This is a genomic window from Glutamicibacter sp. BS14 (genome assembly GCF_056934375.1).
In genome coordinates, this window is the sequence record NZ_CM167801.1 from 2,097,350 (window position 1) to 2,121,771 (window position 24,422).

Annotated in this window: 21 protein-coding genes; 10 read left to right on the forward strand and 11 right to left on the reverse strand. The window is 59.9% G+C overall.

Annotated elements, in window-relative coordinates; all coding sequences use genetic code 11:
- The first annotated feature begins 127 nt into the window (after window positions 1-127).
- The gene (acnA, locus tag AC1Z36_RS09925) at window positions 128-2,863 is read left to right on the forward strand and encodes an aconitate hydratase AcnA (RefSeq protein WP_181148800.1); all 2,736 of its coding nucleotides are present in this window, start codon (window positions 128-130) and stop codon (window positions 2,861-2,863) included.
- 96 nt (window positions 2,864-2,959) lie between these two features.
- On the opposite strand, the gene AC1Z36_RS09930 is transcribed toward acnA, so the two are convergent.
- Window positions 2,960-3,574: a class I SAM-dependent methyltransferase gene (locus AC1Z36_RS09930; protein WP_105656748.1), complete on the reverse strand. Its 615-nt coding sequence runs from the start codon at window positions 3,572-3,574 to the stop codon at window positions 2,960-2,962.
- 94 nt (window positions 3,575-3,668) lie between these two features.
- On the opposite strand from AC1Z36_RS09930, the gene AC1Z36_RS09935 reads away from it, so the two are divergent.
- From AC1Z36_RS09935 to AC1Z36_RS09960, 6 genes are all read left to right on the forward strand, one after another.
- Window positions 3,669-4,523: a phosphotransferase gene (locus tag AC1Z36_RS09935; protein ID WP_105656747.1), complete on the forward strand. Its 855-nt coding sequence runs from the start codon at window positions 3,669-3,671 to the stop codon at window positions 4,521-4,523.
- Window positions 4,524-4,691: 168 nt separating this feature from the next.
- Complete coding sequence (dxs, locus tag AC1Z36_RS09940) at window positions 4,692-6,659, forward strand: 1-deoxy-D-xylulose-5-phosphate synthase (protein ID WP_105656856.1); 1,968 nt, start codon at window positions 4,692-4,694, stop codon at window positions 6,657-6,659.
- A complete protein-coding gene (locus AC1Z36_RS09945) occupies window positions 6,656-7,276 on the forward strand; it encodes a DUF402 domain-containing protein (RefSeq protein ID WP_105656746.1) in 621 nt (206 codons plus the stop codon). Before dxs ends, AC1Z36_RS09945 begins: the two co-directional genes overlap by 4 nt.
- A 28-nt stretch (window positions 7,277-7,304) precedes the next feature.
- Complete coding sequence (locus AC1Z36_RS09950; RefSeq protein WP_105656745.1) at window positions 7,305-7,874, forward strand: hypothetical protein; 570 nt, start codon at window positions 7,305-7,307, stop codon at window positions 7,872-7,874.
- A 6-nt stretch (window positions 7,875-7,880) separates the two neighbouring features.
- Window positions 7,881-8,372, forward strand: coding sequence for a GNAT family N-acetyltransferase (locus tag AC1Z36_RS09955; protein ID WP_105656744.1), 492 nt, complete (start codon window positions 7,881-7,883; stop codon window positions 8,370-8,372).
- A gap of 21 nt (window positions 8,373-8,393) precedes the next feature.
- On the forward strand, window positions 8,394-8,729 hold the full coding sequence (locus AC1Z36_RS09960) for a hypothetical protein (protein WP_105656743.1): 336 nt from the start codon (window positions 8,394-8,396) through the stop codon (window positions 8,727-8,729).
- Between the two features lie 145 nt (window positions 8,730-8,874).
- On the opposite strand, the gene argG is transcribed toward AC1Z36_RS09960, so the two are convergent.
- Window positions 8,875-10,302 carry an argininosuccinate synthase gene (gene argG / locus AC1Z36_RS09965; protein ID WP_105661468.1) on the reverse strand — a complete coding sequence of 476 codons (1,428 nt, stop codon included), beginning with the start codon at window positions 10,300-10,302 and terminating at the stop codon, window positions 8,875-8,877.
- A gap of 135 nt (window positions 10,303-10,437) precedes the next feature.
- Between argG and AC1Z36_RS09970 the strand changes: the two genes are divergently transcribed.
- A complete protein-coding gene (locus tag AC1Z36_RS09970) occupies window positions 10,438-11,412 on the forward strand; it encodes an aldo/keto reductase (RefSeq protein WP_105656741.1) in 975 nt (324 codons plus the stop codon).
- 74 nt (window positions 11,413-11,486) lie between these two features.
- Here the strand turns inward: AC1Z36_RS09970 and AC1Z36_RS09975 are convergent, their stop codons facing one another.
- Window positions 11,487-11,960, reverse strand: coding sequence for a Rieske (2Fe-2S) protein (locus tag AC1Z36_RS09975; RefSeq protein WP_483561239.1), 474 nt, complete (start codon window positions 11,958-11,960; stop codon window positions 11,487-11,489).
- Window positions 11,961-12,961: 1,001 nt separating this feature from the next.
- Here AC1Z36_RS09975 and AC1Z36_RS09980 point away from each other — a divergent pair.
- Window positions 12,962-14,653, forward strand: coding sequence for a sodium:solute symporter family protein (locus AC1Z36_RS09980; protein WP_105656739.1), 1,692 nt, complete (start codon window positions 12,962-12,964; stop codon window positions 14,651-14,653).
- Complete coding sequence (locus AC1Z36_RS09985) at window positions 14,653-14,784, forward strand: putative transporter small subunit (RefSeq protein ID WP_219844114.1); 132 nt, start codon at window positions 14,653-14,655, stop codon at window positions 14,782-14,784. Before AC1Z36_RS09980 ends, AC1Z36_RS09985 begins: the two co-directional genes overlap by 1 nt.
- 201 nt (window positions 14,785-14,985) lie before the next feature.
- Here AC1Z36_RS09985 and AC1Z36_RS09990 read toward each other — a convergent pair whose 3' ends face one another.
- The 8 genes from AC1Z36_RS09990 to msrB form a co-directional block, all read right to left on the reverse strand.
- Window positions 14,986-17,109: a 3-hydroxyacyl-CoA dehydrogenase NAD-binding domain-containing protein gene (locus tag AC1Z36_RS09990; protein WP_105656738.1), complete on the reverse strand. Its 2,124-nt coding sequence runs from the start codon at window positions 17,107-17,109 to the stop codon at window positions 14,986-14,988.
- 10 nt (window positions 17,110-17,119) lie between these two features.
- Entirely contained in the window at window positions 17,120-18,370 is a 1,251-nt protein-coding gene (locus tag AC1Z36_RS09995) for a thiolase family protein (protein WP_181148799.1), read from the reverse strand.
- A gap of 158 nt (window positions 18,371-18,528) precedes the next feature.
- Window positions 18,529-19,779 (reverse strand): HRDC domain-containing protein, encoded by a 1,251-nt coding sequence (locus tag AC1Z36_RS10000; protein ID WP_105656737.1) that lies wholly within the window; start codon window positions 19,777-19,779, stop codon window positions 18,529-18,531.
- Window positions 19,780-19,825: 46 nt separating this feature from the next.
- Window positions 19,826-20,464: a DUF3000 domain-containing protein gene (locus AC1Z36_RS10005; protein WP_105656736.1), complete on the reverse strand. Its 639-nt coding sequence runs from the start codon at window positions 20,462-20,464 to the stop codon at window positions 19,826-19,828.
- Window positions 20,465-20,525: 61 nt separating this feature from the next.
- On the reverse strand, window positions 20,526-21,587 hold the full coding sequence (locus AC1Z36_RS10010; RefSeq protein WP_105656735.1) for a threonine aldolase family protein: 1,062 nt from the start codon (window positions 21,585-21,587) through the stop codon (window positions 20,526-20,528).
- 82 nt (window positions 21,588-21,669) lie between these two features.
- Entirely contained in the window at window positions 21,670-22,374 is a 705-nt protein-coding gene (locus tag AC1Z36_RS10015; RefSeq protein ID WP_286134570.1) for an SDR family oxidoreductase, read from the reverse strand.
- Window positions 22,375-22,396: 22 nt separating this feature from the next.
- A complete protein-coding gene (locus AC1Z36_RS10020) occupies window positions 22,397-23,782 on the reverse strand; it encodes a DUF6421 family protein (protein ID WP_105656733.1) in 1,386 nt (461 codons plus the stop codon).
- 149 nt (window positions 23,783-23,931) lie between these two features.
- On the reverse strand, window positions 23,932-24,375 hold the full coding sequence (gene msrB, locus AC1Z36_RS10025; protein WP_105656732.1) for a peptide-methionine (R)-S-oxide reductase MsrB: 444 nt from the start codon (window positions 24,373-24,375) through the stop codon (window positions 23,932-23,934).
- Between the last annotated feature and the right edge of the window lie 47 nt (window positions 24,376-24,422).

A 24,422-nucleotide genomic window follows, 5' to 3' on the forward strand; every position in this document is an offset into this window, starting at 1 on the left:
AAAATTTATTCCGAGGAGTCTTTTTATGAGCTTAGGCGATAGACTGTTTTTAGCTCTGCCACGCTAGGAGCCTGACTATCTCAGTTAGGAACTCCTAACTGGAATTACAGTGTGCGTGTGCAACAGAATGAGTGTCTGGCGAGAGGAGTCCCACGTGAGCAATGTGGACAGCTTCGGTGCCAAGGGCGTACTTGACGTCAATGGAACCGAATACGAAATTTACCGACTAAATACGGTTGAAGGCTCGGACAGCCTTCCTTACAGCCTTAAGGTTCTTCTTGAGAACCTGCTTCGCACCGAAGACGGCGCGAACGTAACCAACGAGCACATCAATGCACTGGGTCAGTGGGATGCTTCGGCTCAGCCGAACACCGAAATCCAGTTCACCCCTGCACGTGTGCTGATGCAGGACTTCACCGGCGTGCCTTGTGTCGTTGACTTGGCAACCATGCGCGAGGCCGTCAAGGACCTCGGCGGTGACCCAACCCGCGTTAACCCGCTGGCACCAGCCGAAATGGTCATCGACCACTCCGTGCAGATCGACACCTTCGGTTTCGAAGGCGCTGTCGAGCGCAACATGGAGATCGAGTACCAGCGCAACGGCGAGCGTTACCAGTTCCTGCGCTGGGGCCAGACTGCATTCGATGACTTCAAGGTCGTCCCACCGGGCACCGGTATCGTGCACCAGGTCAACATCGAGTACCTGGCACGCACCGTCATGACCCGCGAGGTCAACGGCGTACTGCGCGCTTACCCGGATAGCTGCGTAGGCACCGACTCCCACACCACCATGGTCAACGGCCTGGGCGTGCTGGGTTGGGGCGTTGGCGGCATCGAAGCCGAGGCAGCAATGCTCGGCCAGCCTGTCTCCATGCTGATCCCACGCGTTGTCGGCTTCAAGCTGGCTGGCTCGATCCCAGCTGGCGCCACCGCAACCGACGTGGTGCTGACCATCACCGAAATGCTGCGCAAGCACGGCGTTGTTGGCAAGTTCGTTGAGTTCTACGGCGAAGGCGTGGCAGCAGTGCCACTGGCCAACCGTGCAACCATCGGCAACATGTCCCCAGAATTCGGCTCCACTGCCGCGATGTTCCCGATCGACGATGTCACCCTCGACTACCTGCGCCTGACCGGCCGCAGCGACGAGAACGTGGCACTGGTCGAGGCTTACGCCAAGGAACAGGGCATGTGGCACGATCCAAGCCGCGAGATCCGTTTCTCGGAATACCTCGAGCTGGATCTGTCGACCGTGGTTCCATCGATCGCCGGCCCGAAGCGTCCACAGGACCGCATCGAGCTGTCTTCCTCGAAGGAACAGTTCCGCAAGGACCTGCACAACTACGTATCGAACGCCGAAGACACCCAGGGCGCTGGCCGCCCGTCGGTAGCCGTCGATGTCACCAAGGAAGATGGCACCCAGTTCACCCTGGACCACGGCCTGGTTTCGATCGCTTCGATCACCTCGTGCACGAACACCTCCAACCCTTCGGTCATGCTGGCCGCAGCCGTACTGGCTCGCAACGCAGCTGACAAGGGCCTGACCTCCAAGCCATGGGTCAAGACTTCGGTCGCGCCAGGCTCGAAGGTCGTTACCGAGTACTACGAGAAGTCCGGCCTGCTGCCATACCTGGAGAAGCTCGGCTTCTTCGTTGTTGGCTACGGTTGCGCAACGTGCATCGGCAACTCCGGTCCATTGGATGCCGAGATCTCCGAGGCCATCAACGCCAACGACCTCGCAGCTACCGCAGTTCTTTCGGGCAACCGCAACTTCGAAGGCCGCATCAACCCAGACGTGAAGATGAACTACCTGGCTTCCCCGCCACTGGTCATCGCCTACGCACTGGCTGGCACCATGGACTTCGACTTCGAGACCGACGCACTGGGCCAGGACGCCGAGGGCAACGATGTCTTCCTGAAGGACATCTGGCCATCGCCTGTCGAGGTCCAGGAGATCATTGACTCGTCGATCGACAAGGAAATGTTCGCCAAGGGCTACGACGGAGTCTTCGAAGGCGACGCTCGCTGGAAGGCACTGGACACCCCGGAGGGTTCGACCTTCGCATGGGACGAGAAGTCGACCTACGCACGCAAGGCACCGTACTTCGACGGCATGACCGCCGAGCCGCAGCCAGTCCAGGACATCAGCGGCGCACGCGTGCTGCTGAAGCTGGGCGACTCGGTGACCACCGACCACATCTCGCCTGCAGGTTCGTTCAAGTCGGAAACCCCGGCTGGCCGCTACCTGATCGAGAACGGCGTGGATCGCAAGGACTTCAACTCCTACGGCTCGCGCCGTGGCAACCACGAAGTCATGATCCGCGGTACCTTCGCCAACATCCGCATCAAGAACCAGCTGCTGGACGGCGTCGAGGGTGGCTTCACCCGCGACTTCACCCAGGCTGATGCTCCGCAGGCTTACGTCTACGACGCTGCAGAGAACTACAAGGCTGCCGGCACCCCGCTGGTCGTTCTTGGCGGCAAGGAATACGGCTCGGGCTCCTCGCGTGACTGGGCTGCCAAGGGCACCGCATTGCTGGGCGTCAAGGCCGTCATCACCGAATCATTCGAGCGTATCCACCGCTCGAACCTGATCGGCATGGGCGTTCTGCCGCTGCAGTTCCCAGAGGGCGAATCCGCTGATTCGCTGGGTCTGACCGGAACCGAGACCTTCGCTGTCTCCGGCGTGACCGAGCTGAACAACGGCACCACCCCGAAGACCCTGAAGGTTACCGCAACCGCACAAGACGGCAAGGTTACCGAGTTCGACGCAGTTCTGCGCATCGACACCCCAGGTGAAGCTGACTACTACCGCAACGGTGGCATCCTGCAGTACGTACTGCGCCAGATCGCCGCTGCCAACTAGCAGATCCACCTCGGCTCCGGTCGAAGCGAATCTCTAAGTAGTTCCGCATCGCGGGAAAACCTGAGACCCAAGGCAATTGCCTTGGGTCTCAGGTTTTTAACCAGCCTTTTGCGCACTCAGCTGACCATGGGTGCGGGCCGTGGACCGGGTGCGGGTGCCAACTTCCAGCACGCTGAAGCCTGACGTTTCCAACAACAGCTCCAATTCCCCGGGCGGCCAATACCAGGCCGGGGCGACCTGGTGGCCAAAGGCTTCTAGCTGATCCCCGGCAAAGAATCCGAGCAGCAGCTTGCCGCGTGGCTTGAGCACCCGGGCAAACTCGCCCAACAGCTGCGGAAGCTCGGCTGGAGGAGCATGGATTACCGAGTACCAGGCGAGCACCCCGGAAAAATGGTGGTCTTCGAACGGCAACTGTGCCAAGTCCGCACGCAGGAAATCGGGCTTCTGGAAGTTGCGCCGTGCGAAGTGCAGAAACTCCGGAACGAGGTCAACGCCTGTAGCCGGCCGATGGGCATCGGCGATGAACTGTGTCCAATGCCCAGGCCCGCAGCCAGCGTCCAGGACCGGCCCCTCCAGCTGCCCCGCCCACGCCGCAATCAGCTCCCGGTCTTCAAGCTCCGCCTGCTCGGGCGAAGCGAACAGATCGATATAGGCGCTGGCGAGACTCGAATAACTCGCTGAGACGTGATGAGGATCGAAGGAAGATGGCATACGCTCAGCTTAGCGCCGCCCGCAGGGAGCCTGGAGATCAATTGCTAGACTCGGGAATCACTTCCAGAAAACTGTTGGCGGAGAGGAACTTCCGATGACGTCACCTGCCCTTGAAGATCTGCTGAATGCGGGCCAAGTGCACCAAGTGCGTTCCTGGCTCGGAGAGGCAACAGTCGTTTCGGACATGTCTTGGGGGCTGACAGACATTAAAGTCCTCCATTTGGATGCAGCCGGAAAGCACTTCGTGCTCAAGACCGCGGGCGAAAGCAACCATCACATCATCCGGGAGCTGGAAGCACATCGCCGGTACACGCGTGTACTTGCCGAAGCCGGGCTGGCCGCGCGGCTGCGTTTTTCAAGCGATGTGCACCGCCTGGCAGTGCTGGACTACCAACCCGGAGAACTGTGCGTAGGGACAGAACATGAATACGCGCCGGATTCGCATCGACAGGCGGGACACGCGCTCAGGTTGCTGCACGATCAAGAACAGCGTGTTGCTCATGGCTACGAAGCCCGGCTGACGGCAAAATTCCTTCAGCTGCTTGAACGCAAGCACCGCATTGGTGCTTCACGGTGCCGGCAGATCAGGGACCTGTTCACCAGCTACGAGCCTAAATCCGTGGCCGTCGTCCCAACGCACGGAGACTGGCAGCCTCGTAATTGGCTCGTAGACCAAGGAAAACTGAAAGTCATTGATTTTGGACGTTTTGAATTCCGTCCAGCTTCCAGCGACTTCGCGCGACTCTCACTACAGCAGTGGGTGGGGCATCCGGAGCTGGAACAAGCCTTCCTTCAGGGCTACGGCTATGATCCGCGCGAAGAATTATCATGGAAAATGATGCAACTACGTGAAGGCCTGGGCACGGCCGTCTGGTCTTATGAAGTTGGAGATGAATCCTTCGAAGCGCAAGGGCTGCAAATGCTGGCCGATACGCTGGACCGCAACTAGGCTCGCACGCGAACGGGCACATGCGTTCGGGGTAGTGAACGTCATTGCTAGGAAATTAGCACCAGCACGGACGTTGACGGATAATGAAAGAAGCCTTGAACGCGGTAAACTAGGTATTTCGCATGGGCTTTCCAGCCTATTGTCGGCGAATTTGTGAAGGGGATGAACGTGTCTTTATTGAAGACCATCAAGAAACCAAGTGACCTGCGGGCGCTTACCCTCGAGCAGCTCGACGACTTGGCGGAGGAAATCCGCGGCTTCCTCATCGACAATGTTGCTCGTACTGGCGGCCATTTGGGTCCCAATCTCGGTGTTATCGAGCTGACCTTGGGCATCCATCGTGTCTTCGATTCCCCAACTGACTCCATCGTCTTCGATACGGGACACCAGTCGTATGTGCACAAGTTGGTTACCGGACGCCAGAATTTCGAGACCTTGCGCCAGCAAGGAGGCCTGTCGGGCTACCCTGACCGCGGTGAATCAGAACACGATGTGGTTGAGTCCTCCCATGCTTCCTCCTCGCTGTCGTGGGTTGATGGAATTTCCCGCGCCAACAAGCTGATGAATAACAATGACCGCTACGCCGTAGCCCTGGTGGGCGATGGCGCCTTGACCGGCGGCATGGCCTGGGAAGCAGTCAACAACATCGCTGCCGACAAGGACCGCAAAGCAGTCATCGTGGTCAACGACAACGGCCGCTCCTACGCCCCGACCATCGGCGGCCTGGCCAACCAGCTTTCGGGACTGCGCCAGCAGCTGGACAAGTTCCGTACCCACCCGGCCTACGAGAACGCCATGGACAAGCTCAAGGTCAAGCTCAAGGGATCCGGGCCAGTAGGCGATTTCACTTACAAGTCCCTTCACGCCACCAAGAAGGGCATCAAGGACTGGTGGGCACCGCAAGGCCTGTTCGAGGACTTGGGCCTGAAGTACATCGGCCCGATCGATGGCCACAACCAGCGCGCAGTAGAAGAAGCGCTGCAGCAGGCCAAGCAGTACGCGGGCCCAGTGCTCGTGCATGCCCTGACTGAGAAGGGCCACGGCTACGCTCCGGCCCGCGCCGATGAAGCTGACCAGTTCCACGCCGTTGGCGTTATCGACCCAATCACCGGTCTGCCGGTTTCCAAGTCCAGCGCGCAGAGCTGGACCAGCGTCTTCGGCGAAGAGATCGCGGCGGTGGCCAACGAGCGCGAGGACATTGTGGCGATCACCGGTGCCATGCTGCAGCCAGTGGGCCTGAAGAAAATGTCCCAGGAACACCCTGAACGCGTCATTGACGTGGGCATCGCCGAACAGCACGCCATGACTACTGCCGCCGGCCTTGCCTTTGGCGGACTGCACCCGGTGGTCTGCGTCTACGCGACCTTCCTCAACCGTGCCTTTGACCAATTGCTGATGGACGTGGCCCTGCATAAGGCAGGTGTCACCATCGTGCTGGACCGCGCTGGAGTCACCGGCCCGGACGGCGCCAGCCACCACGGCATGTGGGATATGGCGCTGACCCAGATCGTGCCTAACCTGCATCTGGCTGCGCCGCGCGATGCCGACCGCCTGCGGGAGGAACTGCGTGAAGCCCTTGACATCAATGATGCGCCAAGTGTCGTGCGATTCTCCAAGGGCTCGGTGGGTGAACCCATCGAAGCTGTGGACCGCCTGCCAGATGGCGTGGATGTTCTGGCACGCTTGGGGGACCGTTCCGCACCGGATGTTCTCATCGTTTCCGTGGGCGCCATGAGCGAGCTTTCGCTGGATGTCGCAGAACGACTGAACAGCCAGGGCGTATCGGTGACCGTGGTGGATCCTCGTTGGGTTCTACCAATGCCAACCTCGGTGATTTCACTGGCAGCCCGTCACCGCATTGTGGTCTGCATCGAAGATGGCGTCCGAGCCGGCGGTGTGGGTTCGCGCTTGCGCACCGAAATGCGTGCAGCGGGTGTCGATACGGCTCTGAACGAAGTAGGTTTGCCTACCGAATTCTTGGCGCACGGAACTCGTGCTGAGGTCTTGGACCGCGTTGGACTGACTGCACAGCAGGTAGCCCGCGATACCCTGGCGCAGGTTCTGGGAACCAAGGTTCCATTCGCCCGGCCCCTCCCTGGACAAGACCTGCCTACCGGTCAGATTCCGAAGCTGTGAGCTCACCGTCCGGCTGCCCGGTAGACCTGCCCCGTAGCCCAGAAACTATCGCCGAGGGTTCCTTGGTGGTAGCGCGCGCCTGGAAGTATGATTCCAGCCCGCACTGGGTGGTGCCCGGATTTTATCTCGGACAGGACAAATACGGACATTGGCTTCACCAGCCGGCCGGCGCACTGGTAGCCCGTCCGGGCACCGCACACTTGGCAGCGAGTAATGCGCTCTGCCTGATTCCACACTCGGGCCAGTGGATTGCCACCCTCTATGCGGATGCACTGGAAGATTTTGATGTCTACATCGACCTGTCCAGCAACATCGGATGGCGACGGATGAAGCGTGGCGCTTGGGAAGTCAACTCCATTGACATGGATTTGGACGTGATTCGTTCACGTAGCCAAGGCGTGTTCCTTGATGATGAAGATGAATTCGCCGAACATGAAATAGGCATGAACTATCCAGCTTCCCTAGTTCGTAGTATTGGAAGAGAAGCTGGACTGTTGCTCGGCACCGTGATCAACAACGATGCACCGTTCAATGCCGAACACCGCGCCACCTGGCAATCCAAGGCTGAGCGCCTAGCCGCACAGCTTGCCGAAGCCTCCAAAAATTTAGATAACTAAGCACACCGTAGACCCAAGGGGTAATCACATGGCGATCATTCGCACCTACCGGATGAACGAAAAGAACGAACTGGAATTCCGCGAAGCATGGTTCCAGCAGTTCGAGGACGATGAATTGGGTCAGTTCGTGATCAATCACGGCACCGTGGGACATATGTCCAAGACCAATGAAGTCCAGAACGTAAACACCGACCGCGCCGACGAATTGTTCGCTGGTTTCGCTGAAGCCTGTGCTGCCGAAGGCTATGCAGAGATCAAGGAAGAAGATCAGTCGTGGGTTATCGTGCAGTACGCGCTGAAATCCGCAAATGGCACCGAGCGCGACCAGTACCTGGACAAGAAGGCCAAGGAAGCGCTGACCGGCCACTTGGCATGGCGCGGACTTGGCACGGTGGAGTCCAGCGATTTCGGTAACCGAAAGCTGAACATCCGAGTCCTATCACCAGCTCCAAAGCTTGCAGTCGCTGCGATCAAGACGTGCATCCGCGAAGCCAAGCTGGACTTCACCAAGATGAGTATCGGTGTTGCGCCCTATGCGGAATTGAACAAGCTGAAGATGGCGCACCCGATGCCACCAAAGCCGATGTCCATCGACTGATCACGAATGATAAGCCCCATAGTTGCGACGCAGCCAATGCAGGCAGCGGACCACCCGGCCATCCGTCGGCTGTCGGAGAGTTTGGGGCGTCAGGCTGAACCTGGAAATTGGGGCGCTGGTGAATGCCAGGTAGTCGTCAAGAACCCGGCCGGAGAGCTGCTTGGCTGGGCTCGAGCCCATTGGTGGGAGCCTGCTGATCCGTTGGCGCCAGCTGGCTATTACCTTGCCGGGATCGAGGTTGCCTGCGGATACCGGCAACGGGGCGTGGCACGAAGCCTAACCGAGGCCAGGCTGTCATGGATTGCGCAGCGCGCTTCGACCGCATGGTGCGTGGTCAACGCGCAGAATACTGCGTCTTTGGCGCTTCATCGTGCCCTGGGATTCGAAGAAGTAGCCCGGGCTCCACGGTTCGGTACTGTGGTTTTTAACGGCGGCAGTGGCCTGCTGTTGTCCAAGGATGTGGTGTCTTCGCGCGGCCCCGCGAAAGCACAGGTTTAAACGAGCAGGAAACAAGGAGAAATGATTCCACAAGAAGACCGGGACGAGACCCCCGGTGCCCAGCGTAAAGTCCCGCGGATGGGAGCAACCCGCACGCCGTTGCACCTGGTTTTCCAGGCTTGCGTCGGTGTCATCATCGGCATTGGAGTGGTGTCCCTGCTTTCTGGCCTCGCCCCAGCGCAGGTTGCCTTGACCGGAGTTGTCATTGCCATATTGGTGTGGATCGTTGAACAGGGCTTCCGCCTGCCAGAACCGAATACCAAGCAGGGAGCACGTGTCCGCATGGTACTTCGACTGATTTCCTTGATTGGTTTCACCATCGCGGTGAGCCCGCTGCTGTCCTTGATCGAGGGCTGACAGCCTGCAACCCAGGCTAGTCCCGGACGTTCACACGTCTGGGACTATTTTTTTGCGCTGACCGGTTTCCGGGCAGAATAAAAGATCGGCCAGGTTCTCCCCGTGAAGGGAGAACCTGGCCGATCCTCTAGCTGTGCCTTGGCGTCTAGTCGGTGCCTGCGTCGAATGCAGCAGACTCGATAGCGCGGTCGGTCGCCAGGTCATCGCTATCAACCTGGGTTGCGTTCACGATGTCATCAGCTCCGCCAGCTTCCAGCGAGCCGACGAGTTCAGCGGTGGTGCCGCCGACCAGGCCCATGTTGGCGTACTGCTCCAGGCGGCCGCGGGAGTCCGCGATATCCAGGTTGCGCATGGTCAGCTGGCCGATGCGGTCCACTGGGCCGAAAGCGGCGTCGCCTACGCGCTCCATCGAAAGCTTGTCCGGGTGGTAGCTCAGGTTCTCGCCCTCGGTGTTCACGATCGTGTAGTCGTCGCCACGGCGCAAGCGGATGGTGACGGTACCGGTGATGGCCGAGCCGACCCAGCGCTGCAGCGATTCGCGCAGCATCAGGGCCTGCGGGTCCAGCCAGCGGCCTTCGTACATCAGACGGCCCAAGCGGCGGCCTTCGTTGTGGTAGCTGGCCACGGTGTCTTCGTTGTGGATCGCGTTCACGAGGCGTTCGTAGGCGATGTACAGCAGCGCCATTGCTGGTGCTTCGTAGATGCCACGGGACTTGGCCTCGATGATGCGGTTCTCGATCTGGTCGCTCATGCCCAGACCATGGCGTCCGCCGATGATATTAGCTTCGTTGACCAGAGCCACCGGATCGGTGAACTCCTTGCCATTGATGGCTACCGGGCGGCCAGCGACGAAGGAAACCGAGACATCTTCGGTCTTGATCTCTACGTTCTCGTCCCAGTACTTCACGCCCATGATCGGCTCAACAGACTCGATGGAGCTGTTCAGCAGTTCCAGGGTCTTCGCCTCGTGGGTTGCGCCCCAGATGTTGGCATCGGTTGAGTAGGCCTTTTCGGCCGAATCGCGGTAAGGGAAACCGTGCTCCTGCAGCCATTCGGACATTTCCTGGCGGCCACCAAGCTCTGCAACGAAGTTGGGGTCGAGCCATGGCTTGTAGATGCGCAGCTTAGGGTTGGCCATCAAGCCGTAGCGGTAGAAGCGCTCGATGTCGTTGCCCTTGTAGGTCGAACCGTCGCCCCAGACATCCACGCCATCTTCGCGCATTGCGCGGACCAGCAGGGTGCCGGTGACGGCGCGGCCCAGCGGGGTGGTGTTGAAGTAGGTCTTGCCGCCAGTGCGGATGTGGAAAGCGCCGCAGGCGAGTGCTGCGAAGCCTTCTTCAACCAGAGCAGGCTTGCAATCAACCAGGCGGGAGTTCTCTGCACCGTACTCCAGTGCACGGCCAGGTACAGCGTCGATATCTGGCTCGTCGTACTGGCCGAGGTCGCCAGTGTAGGTGTAAGGGATGGCGCCCTTGTCGCGCATCCAGGCTACTGCCACCGAGGTGTCGAGGCCACCGGAGAACGCGATACCTACGCGCTCGCCTACAGGGAGATTGGTAAGAACTTTAGACATGTTTCCATCCTAATGGATAAATATGCAATGCAGTGAATTGTGCTGTGAAATGTTGAGCACAACTACCTACCGGATAGCCTATGGGTATAACGTCGCTCAGTGAAGCGGATGAACAAACCAACAGATGAGGTGTCCATGGAATTCCGTCAGCTAGGCCGCAGCGGCCTGAGTGTTTCCGTCGTCGGGCTAGGCTGCAACAATCTTGGCCGCGCAGGTACTGCGACCGAATCCCAAGAAGGAACCGACGCGGTTATCCATGCGGCGCTTGATGCGGGTATTACGCTCTTCGATGTCGCGGATGTCTATGGAAAGGAACCAGGGCTTTCCGAAATCCGTCTGGGCAAAGCGCTAGGGCAAGCACGCAATGACATCGTGCTGGCCACCAAATTCGGCATGGATATGCAGGGCGCAAATGGTCCGGACTTCAATGCACGTGGTTCGCGCCGTTATATCGTCAAAGCCGTCGAAGCGTCACTCAAGCGGCTCGGTACCGACTACATCGACCTGTATCAGTTCCATACCCCAGATGCGAACACTCCCATCGAAGAAACCTTGCGGGCTATGGATGAGCTAGTCACCAGCGGCAAGGTTCGCTACATCGGTCATTCCAACCGGGCCGGCTGGCAAATCGCCCAGGCGGAGTACGTGGCCCGTGAATTGGGAACCGAGCGATTCGTCTCGGCACAGAATCACTACAACCTGATTGACCGCCGTGCAGAACTGGAAGTGCTTCCAGCGGCTCGTGAATTCGATCTGGGCGTCTTGCCCTACTTCCCGCTGGCAAACGGCCTGCTGACCGGGAAATACTCCAAGGGGCATGCCCCAGAAGGCAGTCGCCTGACTCACGCTCGTCAGCATCTCGTGGAAACCAGCGATTTCGAGCAGTTGGATAAATTCGATGCGTTTGCCGCCGAACGGGATCTGACGCCGATCGAATTGGCGTTTTCGTGGCTGGCAGCGCAGTCGCCGGTGGCCTCAGTGATTGCCGGTGCCACCCGTCCCGAGCAGATTCGAGCCAACGCTGCAGCGGTGCGTTGGGTTCCGAGCGCTGCGGAACGGGTCCAGATGGATGAGCTCTTCCCGACCCCGCAGAAGGTTGCATTGTTCTAAACGAACCAATTAGAAAGCACGAAAGGCTGAACCCATCCGGGTTCAGCCTTTCGTGCTTTAAAAGAGCTGGGAAACTAATCTGTGGCGGTGATATAGGCGACGATGTCGTCACCTTCAATTGCCGCCGCGTAGCGTGGCAGAGCCGCGATAGCTGGACCTTCGTCCACGGTACCGTCAGCGGGTGCGAATCGTGAGCCATGGCAGGCGCAGTAGAAATCTTCCTTGCTGGACTTCGGGCTCACGGCACAACCCTGGTGGGTGCAGACGTTCGAGTAGGCCAAAACTGTCTTCTCATCCTTGCGGAAGAGCAAAACGCCTACTTCTTTTCCGGAAGGATCCTTGGCTGGAGCGAGTGCACGCGATCCGATGGCAAGGTCCTTGGCCTTCATGAGCGCCTGTCCTTCTCCGGTTGGTTCAGGGATCGGCAATGCCTCGGGGGTGTCGGCTTCAGAATGTCCATCACCGCAGGCGGTGAGCAGTGCGGCGGAACCAAGTGCTGCCGAGGCGCACATGAACGTACGACGGGCTGGTCGGGCGATGTCAGTCATGCACCCATTCTGGCAGAGATCTCTGTGCCGGCGCTAAGAGCAAAGCGTCCGCGTCAGGAGGATGCGGCATGCGGTGAGTTTGATCGGCGGGGGAGCGGTCTGCATGCGTTCGCCAGGCGGTATCGAATACTATGAATATTTATGCAGTGTTTTCGAAGTCCCGAGAGTATCCATAGCGCCGGGTGCTCCCTCGGCATGGCTCTGAATCCCGCACTTTGGAGAGGTTAGTAATCCAGGTGGGGCATTTCGGGTGGTGTAATTGGGGCATGCCCGCCCGTCTCCCAGTGGGGAATAGAACGGCCAGAACTAGATATTTTTTACCCCGGTTTTCCGCACTTATGTGCGCACCGTTACACGCATCTGCAAGGTAGTCCCGTGATTGATACAGGCGATGGGCTGATTCAACATCGTGCCCCCTGCCGGCCGATCGGTGATTGGGTTGCCCCGCTGCCTTGCGGCGGAAGATTCGAATATCTTTGCATTCATGCTAATATTTGTATGTAGTTAGTTGAAGCTACTAATTTCGGAGAGAGCTTTCGCTGTTTTCCCGTGCGGCATTTTATCGCCGACTGAGTTACTCCACGCAGTAATCGCGTGTTGAGTTCCGGGCAGCAGTCCTCCGATGGAAGGCAGGCGGCATTCGCCAACGCGAGTACCGCGCCTGAACTGACCCGAAGCGCCATTGCGCGCCAATATGGCTAGCCGCAAGTGCGATGCAGGCAAACCATGGGTCCGGATTCACGTTGTGAAGCCAAAAGCGCCAGGTTCTGGAGCGAATCCACGAGCTGGTGCTCCCCGTGACTAGGGATGAACGATACGAATGAGAAACGAACGAAACTTGAGTGTTGGGAAGTGGTTCATGGGCCCAGGGGCTTGTGCGCGTCAGCTGAAATTTACCCCTTGCGATGACATCTCGCAGGAAGACGTGCAGGATAAGTCGCCGGTTGAGCATTTAGCTCCCGGCGCGAATCTCATCACTGTCTATTAGAGGGAGGTGGCGCGTGAATAACGAAATAGTGCAGTTCAGCGCCCTAACTGTTGTCTTGCTATTGGTGTTCTTCTATGGAGGAACCTTCTATATTTCCACCCGAATCGGGAAGAAGAAAGAAAACGCCGACGACTACATGACGGCGGGAAATAAAATTGGATTCGGCATTTCCGCTGCAAGCATGACCGCTACCTGGATCTGGGCCTCATCGATGTATGCCTCGGCCACGTCCGGGTACACCTACGGAATCTCCGGCCCGATCCACTATGGGCTCTGGGGTGCGTTGATGATTCTGTTCATCTACCCATTCGGCAAGCGGATACGCAAGGTCGCGCCACGCGCGCACACGCTCGCAGAGGTCATGCACGCACGCCATGGGCGCTCCAGCCAGCTGATGCTCGCCGGGTCGAATATCGTTGGTTCGGTCATCTCCTTGATGTCCAACTTCATTGCCGGTGGCGTATTGATTTCGATGCTTTCGCCCTTCAACTTCATCCAAGGCGTGCTGGCCGTTGCCGGCGGCGTTCTGCTCTACACGCTGTGGTCCGGATTCCGTGCCTCGGTATTGACCGACTTTGTCCAGGTCGTTGCCATGCTCGGCGCTGTAGCAATTATTGTCCCAGTAATCTTCTTTGCCTCAGGGTTCCCGGCCGCATTCGAAACCGGTGCGAGCAACTTGACCCCGCAGCAGTCCAATTTCTTCTCTTCTGAAGCATTCTTGGGCCAGGGCGCACCATACATTGCCGCTGTTCTGGCCTACGCAATTGGCAACCAGACCATTGCCCAGCGTCTCTTCGCAGTACGCGAGGACCTGATCAAGCCAACTTTCATCACTGCAACCATCGGCTACGGCGCGATGGTCATTGGCGTGGGCATGCTCGGCGTGCTCGCCCTGTACATTGGGTTCGAGCCATCCGGTGGCGACATGAACAACCTCATCCCTGAGATGGCAGCCAGCTACCTGCCAGGTGTACTGCTGGCGCTGTTCTTCATCATGATCATTGGTGCACTGTCGTCAACTGCTGACTCGGACTTGGCAGCTTTGTCCTCGATCATGATGGCCGACGTGTACGGACAGAACGTCGCAGGCAAGGACAAGGCTGATCCGAAGAAGATGCTTCTCATTGGCCGTGCGACCATGGTCGTTGCCACCGCGTTGGCAGTCGCTTTCGCGAGCATGCAACTGAACATCCTGGACCTGCTGGTCTTCGTAGGAGCTCTTTGGGGCGCGCTGGTCTTCCCGGTTTTGGCCAGCTTCTACTGGAAGAAGGTCACGAACAAGGCTTTCACCGTTTCAGTACTGGTTGCTCTGGCGATCTTCATCCCGGTTCGCTTCGAGCTGATCCCTATCAATGGCGTCACCGGCTTGCTGATCGAGTTGCTGTCGGTGATTGGCATTGGCGTGGTCTTGGCATTGATGAGCTTCGGGTTCTTCGGTCTGCGCGTCGCCAAAATTGTTGGGGTCGTCGCGATGCTGGCCAGCGCACCATTCGTCTTCGGATTCTTGCGCGACTACACGACCTTGAGCGCCTCGCTGGTTGCCTACTCGGTAAGTACCATCGTCTGCTACCTCATGTCATTCAGATCCAAGATGGAATTCGACTTCGATGTCATCGCAGTACGCACCGGTGACTTCGACGCAGTACCTGCAAAGACCGGGGCTGCAGAAGCCGGACACGACCCAAAGAGCCTGGGAGGCAAATAATGACGACGTTTTTCCTGAGCCTGTACGTACTGGTATGGCCAGTTATAGTGGCCGGAGTACTGTTCTTCATCAGCAGGGGATTTATCCAGGAATGGCTGGAAGCCCGTCGCAATGGTGAAGACATCATCTAAGTAACTGGGCATGCGAAGCCCAGCTCCATGGAGCGCAGGAACCCCGTACAGCAGCATTTACCAGCTGTACGGGGTTCCTGCATCTTAACGGGGCAGCAAGAAGCCGGGACCAGCTTTCCTCATGAGGGAAGCGGTCACGGCATCTCGCATGGGTCCAGCACTCAGGGAGAAGCACCGGAACCAAGAACGGCCCGGAAGGTACTAGCCGTTGAACCTCTTCCCGTTGACACGTTCGGAGGCGCCAACCTGGTCCAGGTACGGGGTGATGCCACCGAGGTGCATTGGCCAGCCGGCACCGGTGATCATGCATAGATCGACGTCGGCTGCTTCGGCAACGACGCCCTCATCCAGCAGCAGCCCGATTTCCTCGGCCAGAGCATCTTGAACACGAGCCAGGATCTGTTCCTTGCTCGAGTGCTGATCGCCGAAGGCCATCAGCTTTTCAGCCTCGGGATTCAGCACCTGGTTGCCTGCCTCATCCTTGACCCAGAGGGCAGTGATCTTGGCATCGATCAGTTTCTGCAGATTCTCCGAGACGGCAAATCGTTCGCCGAAAGCGGCGTTCAGCGACTCGTTGACATGCTGCGCGACCGGCAGACCTACCATCGCCAACAAGGTCAACGGGCTCATTGGCAGGCCCATGGGGGTCAGTGCCGAGTCAGCTGTCTTCGCGTCGGTGCCCTCGTCGAAAGCGGCCTGGACTTCACTCATCAGGCGAAGCAGTACGCGGTTGACCACGAATGCGGCAGAATCCTTGGTTTTCACCGTGGTCTTCTTCAGCTTCTTGCCCAGCACGAATGCAGTGGACAGCGAGGAATCGTTGGTCCACTCCGTAGCAGCAATTTCCAGCAGCGGCATCACGGCTACCGGGTTGAAGAAGTGGAAACCGACCAGGCGCTCTGGATGCGACAAGTCGCGGCCCATCTCGGTGACAGAGAGCGAGGAAGTGTTGGTGGCCAGGATGCACTCGGGGGAGACCACGGCTTCAACCTCTGCGAAAACTTGCTTCTTCACATTCAGCTCTTCGAAGACGGCCTCGATGACGAAGTCGGCATCCGCGAACGCCTTCTTGGTGACCGATCCGGTAACCAGAGCCTTGGTGCGGTTGACCGCATCCTGGCTCATGCGGCCCTTGGCGTGCAGCTTGTCGATCTCGCCATGGATGTAGGCAAGGCCCTTGTCCACGCGCGATTGATCCAGATCGGTGATAACCACCGGAACGTTCAGGCGGCGGGCGAACAGCAGGGCCAGCTGGCCAGCCATCAACCCTGCGCCAACGACACCCACTTTGGTGACGGGGCGCGCGAGCTTTGGATCCGGTGCGCCGGCGGGGCGCTTGCCGCGCTTCTGGACCAGGTCCAGGAAGGCGTACACGGTGTTCTGGAACTGCGGGGTGCTCATCAGGCCAGTCAGCGCTTCGACTTCAAGGACTGCTGATTCCTGCTGCGAGATGGCCAGGCCCTTGCGGAAGACCTCAAGCACCTTGTACGGTGCCGGGGCCGCGCCGGACAGCTTCGCATCGACGAACTTTTCGGCAGCGTCGGCCGCATCCAGCCAGCGGCGAGCAACCTCGGGATCGGTTGGATCGACCGCATTGGGGCGCTTGACCTCTGTGGTTCCGGAGATGACACCGTCAGCGAAGGCAATGGAGTGCTCGATGAAGTCAGCTGGTTCGAACAGGGCGTCGGCCACCCCCATCTTGGCAGCTGCCGGACCGGAGAGGGTGCGGTTGCTGTTCAGCGGGTTCTCGATCATGACCTTCAGCGCGTTCTCGGGGCCGACTAGGCGGGGCAGGCGGTATACGCCGGCCCAACCCGGAATCAGGCCGAGGAAACCTTCTGGCAGGCCCAAAGCGCCCGCGGCGGTGCTGACCGTGCGGTAGTTGCAAGCCAGCGCGATTTCCAAGCCGCCGCCGAGCGCCAGGCCGTTGATGAAAGCGAAGGTCGGAACGCCCAAATCGGCAAGCAGCTCATAGGTGTAGTGGCCCAGCGAAGCCATGGCGGTTGATTGATCCGGTGCGCTCAGGCGGGTGACGGCCGACAGGTCGGCACCGGCAATCAGGAAGTACGGCTTGCCGGTGATCGCCAGGGCATCGATCTCGCCATTCTTGGCGCGTTCTGCTTGGACTTCCAGCGCGGCGCGCAGTTCCAGCAGGCCATTGGGCCCGAGGGTGGTCGGCTTCTTGTGGTCCAGGCCGTTATCCAGGGTCAGCAGTGCCATTGTCTTGCCGCTTGGCAAGGCCACATCCTTCACGAAGGTGTGGGTGACGGTCTCATCGTGCATCAGCTGCGCGACAGCCTGGAAATCTTTGCTCATTGCAGTCATTGTCTCTTCCTTATGCCTTGCTGCCGAAGTCCGCGTGGTTTGGGTTCTCCCAGATCACTGTGCCGCCCATGCCCAAGCCGATGCACATGGTGGTGATGCCATAGCGCACCGAATGGTCTTCGGAGAACTGGCGGGCCAGCTGGGACATCAGGCGCACGCCGGAAGAGGCCAGCGGGTGGCCCACGGCGATGGCACCGCCGTACCGGTTCACGCGCTCATCGTCCTGGTCGATTCCGTAGTAGTCGAGGAAGGACAGCACTTGCACGGCGAAAGCCTCGTTGATTTCGAACAGGCCGATGTCGTTGATGCCAAGGCCGGCCTTGGCCAGGGCCTTTTCGGTGGCCGGCACCGGCCCGTAGCCCATCACGTCCGGGTCCACGCCGGCGAAGGCGAAGGAGACCATGCGCATCTTCGGTTCCAGGCCCAGTTCGCGCACTGCCTCGCCGCTGGCCAGCAGGGCGGCGGTGGCTCCGTCGTTCAAGCCTGCTGCGTTGCCTGCGGTCACGCGTCCGTGGGCGCGGAAGGGGGTGCGCAGTTCGGCCAGCGATTCCATGGTGGTGCCTGGCCGTGGCGGCTCGTCAACCGAGTTCACGGCCCAGCCTTCGCCCGGCCGCTTGGCTGCCACGGGGATCAGATCGGCCTGGATCTGCTGGTTCTCGTAGGCCTTGGCCAGCTTGGCCTGCGATGCGACAGCATAGCGGTCGGCGCGTTCCTTGGTGATCGCAGGGAAGCGGTCGTGCAGGTTCTCCGCGGTATTGCCCATGTTCAATGCTTGCGGGTCGACGATGCGCTCGGAGAGGAAGCGCGGGTTCGGGTCCGCTCCGGCGCCCATGGGGTGGTTGCCCATGTGCTCCACGCCGCCGGCGACCACTACGTCGTAGGCGCCGAAAGCGATGCCGCCGGCGGTCGCGGTGACGGCGGTCATCGCTCCGGCGCACATGCGGTCGATGGCGAAGCCCGGAACGGACTTGGGGATACCGGAGAGCAGGCCCACGGTGCGGCCCAAGGTCAAGCCCTGATCGCCGGACTGCGTAGTTGCGGCAATGGAGATCTCGTCGATCTTCTCGGCAGGAACTTCCGGGTTGCGTTCCAGCAGGCCGCGTACGGCTTTGACGGCAAGGTCATCGGCGCGGGTACCGTGGTAGATCCCCTTCTCGCCGGCTTTGCCAAATGGGGTGCGTACCCCGTCGATGAAGACGACATCGCGGTCGTCGAGCGAAGGGCGCGCATTGTTGCGCACGGTCGAAGCGTTGGCACTCACCGTCGGGCTCCTTGGGGTTGGTTCATGCTGCCCGTGAAGACCGGGCAGTGGCCAGCATCACTGTGACCTGAACCATACGTTACTCAGTAGTAACTTGAAGTGCAAGTGCAGCACCTCGCAAATCCGGGAACCCGCGGTGAATCCTTCTTGGAAACCGCCTAGGCCTGCTTCAACGCGATGGCCAGCTTGTCCGCAAGAAGTCCACGCTGCCACTGGCGGGCACCGAGATTTTCCAGCATGTCCGCTACGCTTGCCTCGCTGATGCGAGCCGGCGCATTCCAGCACAATTCACGCAGGTACTTCGGGGTCAAGAGATTCTCGCCGGGAATATTCCAGTGCTCGCTCACCTCATTGACGACCAGCTTGGCCGCGTCCAGCCGGTTCGCCGCGGCCGGGTTCTTTTCGGCCCATGAGCGGGGGTGCGGCAAGTCCGGCTTGGGGGCGCGCAGGTCGGGCAGGTCCCTGGTGCTATTGCCGCGCTTGATCGCGTCGACCCAGCGTGCGGCATCGCGTTTGGCATTGCGCGTGTGGAACCCGGGGATCTGCAAGAGCGCTGGAACGCTGGTGGCGCGCTGATCCACGGCGGCCATGATGGCGCGGTCGGGAATGAGCCGACCCGGGGCAACGTCGCGGCTCTGCGCCAGGGCTTCGCGGGAAAGCCACAGTTCGCGAGCTACCGCCAGATTGCGTCGGCTCTTGAGCTTATGGATGCCGGACAATTTGCGCCACGGCACCTGTGCCGGGGAAGGGTCAGGCAGATTGCGTTCGTACTCGAATTCCTGGAAGGCGAAATCCAGCTTGCCCTGCTCTTCCAGCACCGCGGTGATGGCCTGGCGCAGCTCTTCGAGAACTTCCACATCCAGTGCGGCGTAGTTCAGCCATGATTCAGGCAACGGGCGGGTGGACCAGTCCACTGCCGAATGTTCTTTGGCCAACTGCAGCTCGAGCAATTCGCCCACCATGGTACCCAGCGAGACGCGGGGGAATCCCGCAAGACGGCCAGCCATCTCGGTATCGAACAGCGAGGTAGGGGACATGCCCAATTCGTGCAGGCACGGCAAATCCTGGGTGGCCGCATGCAGGATCCAGGGCTGCTCGTTGACGAACTCGCGCAGCGGGGACAGATCGTCCAGGGTTTCAGGGTCGATCAGCCAAGTACCCGCACCTTCTCGGCGAATCTGCAGCAAGAAGGCGCGCTGGCCGTAGCGGAACCCGCTGGCTCTTTCGGTATCCACGGCCAGATCGCCGATGCCGGCTTCCAGCGCCCGCACTGCACGGCGCAAGGCAGGTGCGGTGTCGATGACTTCGGGGATCCCGTCGCGTGGCGCACTTAGTGGCGTCAGAACGGGTGCGGCGGCCTCGTTGGCAGTGGTGGATGATGCGGGAGCGGAAGAGTCAGAATTCGGCATGGTGCTTCCATTCTAGGACTATTCGGCTCCATCGCATTGATAATCGCTAGCTCAGGCGGCGATGAGGCAGCTGCTGCACACCTTCGGGCAGGGGAGGCAGGCCGGCGAAAGTGCAAACCATATCGGCCCACGCGCTCAGATGCGTTCCCAGATGGTCAGAGTCCGGGGACCAGGAAGCACGCAGCTCGATATCGATATGGTCTTGTTCCCCGGCGAGATTGCCGAAGGATTCGGAAATTACCCGAGTCGCAGTACCGCCAGCGGAATGGTATGCGGCGTCGCGATCGCGCAGGGCTTCTTCGAGCCATGACCACGCGACGGAAGCCAGCATGGAATCCTGGCCCATTTCATGATCCAGACGGGCCCGAATGTAGGTGACGATGCGGAACTGGCCATTCCACAGTTCTTGGCCTGCGGGGTCGAAGAGGAGGATGAAGCGTCCGGTGGCCAGCTGCTCGGCTGGTTGGAGGAACGGGGTGCGGCCAATCTCCTGGCCCTGGGGGCCGTGTCCGGGAGCAACCACATCCATCACGTCGCCGCTGAGTGCCAGCGCGAACGGCGCCAGCCTGCCAGGGGCCGGAATTTCGGTGAATTTCAGTTCCTTGCGCACCTTGGCATGCGACAACTCTTCAAGGGCCGTGGCAAAGGCCTTCGGAATGGCGGAAGCAGGGCGATCATTGGTCACAATTTGAGTCTAAGCGCGCCGTACCCGAGCATGGGTACGGCGCGCCGACCGCGGGTTCATGCTAAGCGGCGGCGTAGGCGCCGAGCAGCTCGTGCAGCTTGGCAATGAACGCTGCAACATCTTCCTCGGTGGTGTCGAACGAGCACATCCAGCGCACTTGGCCGGCCGCGCGATCCCAGTCGTAGAAGCGGAAGTGCTCGCGCAGCTGGTCGCTGACCTCGGTAGGCAGCTGGGCGAAGACGCCGTTGGCCTGAGTCGGGTAGACCAGCTGGACTCCGTCAATTTCCTCAACTGCCTGCGAGAGCTTGGCGGCCATGGCGTTGGAGTGGCTTGCCAATTCGCGCCACAGATCGGTGCCGTAGAGCTCGATCAGCTGTGCGGAGATGAAGCGCATTTTCGAACCCAGCTGCATGTTCATCTTGCGCAGGTACTTCAGGTCCTGGGCCAGTTCGCTGCGCAGGGTCAAAATGCCCTCACCGAGCAGGATGCCGTTCTTGGTACCGCCGAGGGAAACAATGTCCACGCCGACGTCAGTGGTCAGCGCGCGCAACGGCACGCCCAGGGAGGCCGCGGCGTTGGACAGGCGCGAGCCATCCAGATGCACTTTCATGCCCAGCTTGTGCGCGTGGTCGGTGATGGCCTTGATTTCCCCAGGGGTGTACAGGGTGCCCAGCTCGGTGGCCTGGGTGATCGACACGGCCAGCGGCTGCGCGCGGTGCTCGTCGCCCCAGCCCCATGCTTCCTGGTCGATCAGCTCTGGAGTCAGTTTGCCGTCGGGAGTGTCAACCTGCAGCAGCTTGAAGCCGCCGATGCGCTCCGGCGCACCGTTCTCATCCACGTTGATATGTGCAGAAGATGCGCAGATGACAGCGCCCCAGCGTGGAAGCAAGGACTGCAAGGCGATGACGTTGGCGCCGGTGCCGTTGAAAACCGGGAAGATCTGGGCTTCCGGGCCAAAGGCATTGCGGGCGACGTTGCCTAGTTCCTCGGTGTACTGGTCCTCACCGTAGGAGATCTGGTGGCCGCCGTTGGCGCGGGCAATCGCATCCATGATGCGCGGGTGCACGCCAGAATAATTATCCGAAGCGAATCCGCGAATCGAAGCGTCGTGGGTAAAAGTCATGCTGTGGAGGTCCTTAGTAGTTCAAGGGGTGAAGTCGAAAGCTATGCCAGTGCAGCGCCCAGAGGTGTGCACCGACCAGTAATCAGGCCTTGGGCAATGCAACCCGGGTGCCGTTGAGCTCGCGGGCATCCTGGCCAAGCAAAGCCACTGCGGCCTGGGCAAGAAACTGCACCGGGGTCTGCCCGGAAGGCGTTTCTTCGGGAGACTTGTCGCTCAATGCCTTGACGACCCAACTCACCGCGGCGGCATTTTCTGCCTGCTTGGCGAACAGGCGGGCGATGGCATTGACCCAGTGTTCCGCTGCGGCCTTGACCGCACCGTAGTTGGCATTGGACGGGGTCGGATTCAGCACTGCCTCGGCACTGACTATCGCCAAGCGGCCTGCGGGGGAGGCGACCAGATCATCGACGAAGGCGCGGGAGGTGTTGCGCAGGGTGGTCAGCACGCTGCTGTGCAAGAAATCCCAGTCCTCGTCGGTTTGGCCGGTGATCGACTTACCGCCACGCCAGCCACCTACCAGGTGGATCAGCGCATCGATGCTGCCGTGCTCTTCATGAATCCGCAGTGCCAATTGCTTGACCGCTGCGAAGTCGCCCAGATCGCATTCATAGCGGGCATGAACGAACGGGAGGCGTTCGTCGAGGCGCTCTTGGTTGCTTCCCACTGCAAGCACACGCGCTCCGGCATCAACCAGCGCGGTGGCGCTGGCAATGCCGGAGGCGGAAGTAGCACCGGCAAGGAGCACTAGTCTGGATGTCTCGTTCAAGGAGATTCTTTCTTTGCTCACATTTTCTAGCCTAGAGGAAAGGCTAGATTTTCGTTGCCCCGGTCATGCCCTTGGTCGATTCGATGACGGTGGCCATTTTCTTATTCAGAGCTTCGTAGAACATCGACAGCGGGAATTCATCGTCCATGACCTGGTCGGTGATTTCACGTAGTGGTGCGGTCAGCGGCAGGGCATCCGGACCCTTGGCCCAGACCGACGCGGGGTTCGGGGTGACGGTGGCCGAAACCAGTTCGTAGGCAGCAAGCCAGTGAGCCAGCTTCGGACGGTCGATGGACTTCCAATACAGTTCGTCGATCGCATCCCCCAAGGCTGCAACCACCTCGGGTACCTGATCCCAATCGATGCTCAACTTGGTGTCGGTCCAGTGCAGTACATGGTGCTGGTGCATCCATGCGAACAGCAACTGGCCACCGAGACCGTCGTAGTTGCGTACGCGCGAGCCGGTGATGGCGAAGCGGAAGATGCGGTCGAAGATCACCGCGTATTGCACCAGCTTGGCCATCTTGGCGCTCTTCTGATCCGAAGCCGGGTTGGCGGCGATCTTCATGCATTCGCGGAACGCGGTCAAATCGCAACGCAGTTCTTCGAGCGAGTACAGGAAGAACGGCATGCGCTGCTTGATCATGAACGGGTCGAATGGCAGATCGCCACGCATGTGGGTGCGGTCGTGAATCAGGTCCCACATGATGAAGGTTTCTTCGGTCAGGTGCTGGTCCTTGAGCAGCTCTGCGGCGTCATCGGGCAGTTCGAGGTTGGTGATGCGTGTAGCTTCCTGCAGGACCTTGCGGAAGCGTACAGCCTCACGATCCTGGAAGATCGCGCCCCAAGTGAATGACGGAGTCTGCCGAATGGCGACCGACTCCGGGAAGAGCACCGCGGAATTGGTGTTGTAGCCTTCGGTGAAGTCGATGAAGCGCAGCGGCACGAACAGGGCGTTGGCGTAGTCCTTGCTCTCCAGATCGGCAATGAACTCAGGCCACATGACCTGCACCAGCACGGCTTCGAGGTGGCGGTTGGTTGAACCGTTCTGGGTGTACATCGGGAAAAGCACCAGATGCAGCAGGCCGTCAATGCGCTGGGCCTGGGGCTGGAACTGCATCAGCGAATCGAGGAAGTCGGGAACGCCGAAGCCTGCATCTGCCCACTGGCGCAGGTCCGTGACCACCTGTTCGAGGTACTCTGCGTCGTGCTCGAAGTGCACGCGCAAGGACTGCACCGACTCGATGATGGAATCAACGAGCTTGGCAGCCTGTGGTGCAGATGCGCTGTCGGCCAAGGAACCGTCCTGTCCCTGGAGGCCCTGGAACTCGGTGGCGGCAGACTTCAGCGTCAGCCAAGCTTCCGAGTTTGCGATCTGCAGTACTTCTGCGTCGGTGGCCGGTACTGGCTTGGAGGAAATCTGAGTCATTTCATACACCTTCTTTTCATGTTTGGGGCAGCGCTCAAGTGCTTACCTTGAACGCTACGCTCAAACAACAGAAAAGGTGATGCTAAGTCATCAGTGAATAAGCAACTCTTGCTCTAAAAGTGATCCATGCCTTGCCACCGACAAAGGCATTAGCCCTGAGCAGGACGCAGGGTCAAGCTCAAAGAGTTCATGCAGTAACGCAGATCGGTTGGGGTTTGGAAACCTTCACCCTCGAAAACGTGGCCCATATGCGAATCGCAATTGGCGCAACGCACCTCAACACGCTTCATGCCCATGGACTCGTCGCTGATATAGCGCACCCGATCTTCGGCCAACGGCGCGAAGAAGGAAGGCCAGCCGCAACCGGCATCGAACTTCGTAGTGCTGGCGAACAGTTCCGAACCGCAGGCTCGGCAGGAGTACACGCCCTCGGTAGTGGTATCCCAGTATTCGCCGGTAAATGGACGCTCGGTCCCTGCTTGGCGCAATACGCGGAATTCCTCGGAAGAGAGGATCTGCTGCCACTGCACATCGCTGCGCGCGGTTGCTTCGTCTGCTGGCTGTGCTGATTGGTTTACCGATTCATCATTCATGCAATATAAAACGCTTGAGCAGGCTAGATGATTCCCGGGCCAGGTCA